This window comes from Asaia sp. W19 (assembly GCF_003994335.1).
In the GTDB taxonomy this organism is placed as follows: domain Bacteria; phylum Pseudomonadota; class Alphaproteobacteria; order Acetobacterales; family Acetobacteraceae; genus Asaia.
On sequence record NZ_PNQZ01000145.1, the window covers coordinates 1 to 2,925 of the forward strand.

Here is a 2,925-nt window from a genome sequence, read left to right on the forward strand (position 1 = left end):
GATGATGTATCGCGGTATGGGCGTTCCGGATAACGACCCGCGCGTGGAACTGGCCTGGAAGGGCATTCAGGATCTGCTCGTCACCAATGGCGACGAAACCTATTGCCAGCCTTGTGTGTCGCCGGTCTGGGATACGGGTCTTTCCGGGCTTGCCATGGCTGAGGCGGCGTCGGGTCCGGATGCGACACGCCCGAAGGAAACGAGAGAAAAGCTCCAGCGCAGCATGGACTGGCTGCGCAAACGGCAGATTCTGAACGTGAAGGGAGACTGGGCGATCAACTGCCCGGATGTCCGTCCAGGCGGATGGGCCTTCCAATATGAAAACGACTACTATCCCGATGTCGATGATACGGCCGTTGTGGGCATGCTGCTCAATCGCGAGGATCCTGACGGCAACAAGGAAGCAATCTCCCGCGCCCGTGAATGGATCGTGGGAATGCAGAGCACGAATGGCGGCTGGGGTGCGTTCGATATCGATAACGATCTCGATGCGCTGAACCATATTCCGTTTGCTGATCATGGCGCGCTGCTCGACCCTCCCACCGCCGATGTCTCGGCCCGTTGCGTGTCCTTCCTGTGCGAACTGGGGTTTCCCGAGGATCGCCCGGTGATCGAGCGTGGTCTCGATTATCTGCGTCGCGAGCAGGAGCCGGAAGGATGCTGGTTTGGCCGTTGGGGCACCAACTACATCTACGGTACCTGGTCGGTTCTCTGCGCTCTCAATATCGCCGGTGTGCCGCATGATGACCCTGCCGTGCTGCGTGCCGTGGAATGGCTCGAGAGCGTCCAGCGTGAAGACGGTGGCTGGGGTGAGGATTGTGCCTCTTACGAGGGGGCCACACCGGGGGAGTATGACAAGAGCCTGCCGACTCAGACAGCCTGGGCCGTTTTGGGGCTGATGGCAGTCGGGCGTCGCGAGACACCGGTTGTCAAGCGCGGCGTGTCCTATCTCGTTGCGCAGCAGAATGGTCAAGGTGAGTGGGAAGAACAGCCCTATAATGCGGTCGGTTTCCCCAAGGTCTTTTATCTGCGTTATCACGGCTACAAGCAGTTCTTCCCTCTCATGGCCTTGTCGCGTTTCCGCAATCTCGGGTTGAGCAATTCCGGTCGGGTCGAGCACGGTTTCTGACATGCTGGGTATTCTGGTTGGGCTTAAGGCTGAGGCGCGGCTGATCAGGCCGTATAGTCCCGGCTCACCCATCGCGATCAGTGGCGCGACTGCAGAGGGGGCACGTCAGGGTGTCGAGCGGCTTCTCACGGCAGGAGCGACTGCGCTGCTGTCATTTGGTTGTGCGGCGGGCCTTGCTCCTGACCTGAGGCCAGGAGCCCTGATCATTCCGCAATGGGTGCTTGTGGACGGAATGCCGGCGAAGACCGATGGGGCGCTGTCGCGTCGTTTTGGCGTAGGGCACACCGGCGTGCTTCATGGTGGGCTTTTGCATAGCGACGGACTGATCGCCACGGCCGCGGAGAAAGAGCGCCTTCATGCCCGCACGGGTTGTCTGGCTGTCGATATGGAGAGCGGGGTCGTTGCCCGAGCTGGGCTGCCTTTCGCGGTGCTCCGGGTTGTGTGCGATGATTCGCGCCGCGATCTGCCTCCTGCGGCTTGCGATGTGCTGGAAGGCGGCGGTATCTCGCCGCTCAAGCTGGCCGCCAGCCTGCTGCGTAAGCCCGGTCAAATTCCAGCGCTGATGGCGCTGGGACGCGATGCGGGAGCAGCGCATAAGGCCATGGCGGCGTTCCTGGCCCGCCAACCAGCATAGCTCTGGCGCGGCGCTCAACACACCAGCGCAACGTATTGGAATGGCCGCAGGCTCGCAGGCATTGCTTCGCGGCGCGTCATCGCATTGATAGGGATTTTTGACCCCGGTCGTTCATTAATTTTTCAAAAACGACTATAAATCGTGGGCGATACCGGGGAAGTTTTGCATCACGCTCCCGGTATCGCCCACATTATGGACGAAAATATTGTGTTCAAAAATAGGCGAACACTGCGTTTGTAAAAATATTTTAGGTTCTAAGCGTAATAATAGGGAAAAATATAGGAGGAATGGAGGCTGCAGCAGATGCGCCCTACCAGCGCGGTGCCTCATGTCTTGCCGTTGCAGAGCCGGTGATACGACCTGAGCGGGGACGCGCATGGGTCGCGGGTTCTCCTGGGGGCGTACGGCATGGCTGAGGCGGTGCAGGAAGTCACGATTGTCTGAAGCTGACTGGTTTCACGTGCGTGGTGCGTGTGGGCGTGGCACGATCGATACCGTGATTTTTCCTGATCCGTCACGGCGTCCCATGCAAAGGCGGGTCATCCGAGGCAGTGTTCGTATCGAAGCGGGGTTTTCCCACTCCCGGCGCTCAAGGTCGAGGCGTTTCGCCGGGTTGTGTCGGAGGCGTGCTTTGCGCTGCCAAGCCAGAGGGCGAGGGAGTATCGATCATGTCCATCAAGCCATTCACATTCGAGACGGTGCCCAAGATCACCATGGAGTGGGGGGGCGCCGGTCGGATTGGCGCCACCCTGCGTACTCAGTGGGCTATACGCCGTGTGTTGTTCGTCACCGATTCCGGTCTGACGCGCTCAGGGCTTGTCGCGCCGCTGATCGAGTCGCTTCAGGAGGCAGGATTCGAGGTGACGCTTTACGATCAGGTTGTCGCCGACCCTTCTGAAGCGATCCTCCAGAATTGTGTGGTGGCCGGACAGGCGGCAAACATTGAGGCTGTGCTCGGTGTGGGCGGTGGGTCATCCCTGGATGTGGCGAAACTCGCCGCAATCCTGATGGGTGCGAAGCAGCCTCTTTCCGAGATGTATGGGGTCGATCAGGTCAAGGGGGGGCGGCTGCCCTTGATTCTGGTCCCGACGACGGCGGGTACAGGCTCGGAGGGTACGAATGTCGCGGGGATTACGCGGGGGGGGACTCACAAATCAGGGGG

3 protein-coding genes are annotated in these 2,925 nt (G+C 60.3%); all 3 read left to right on the top strand.

Going from position 1 to position 2,925, the window contains the following annotated elements; all coding sequences use genetic code 11:
* Positions 1 to 1,129 (top strand): squalene--hopene cyclase (gene shc, locus C0V97_RS17450; RefSeq protein ID WP_127103718.1); only part of this gene is annotated, 1,129 nt, incomplete at its 5' end.
* 1 nt (position 1,130) lies between these two features.
* Entirely contained in the window at positions 1,131 to 1,763 is a 633-nt protein-coding gene (locus tag C0V97_RS17455; protein ID WP_127103365.1) for a hypothetical protein, read from the top strand.
* Between the two features lie 668 nt (positions 1,764 to 2,431).
* A partial coding sequence (locus C0V97_RS17460; protein ID WP_127103719.1) for an iron-containing alcohol dehydrogenase occupies positions 2,432 to 2,925 on the top strand: 494 nt, incomplete at its 3' end.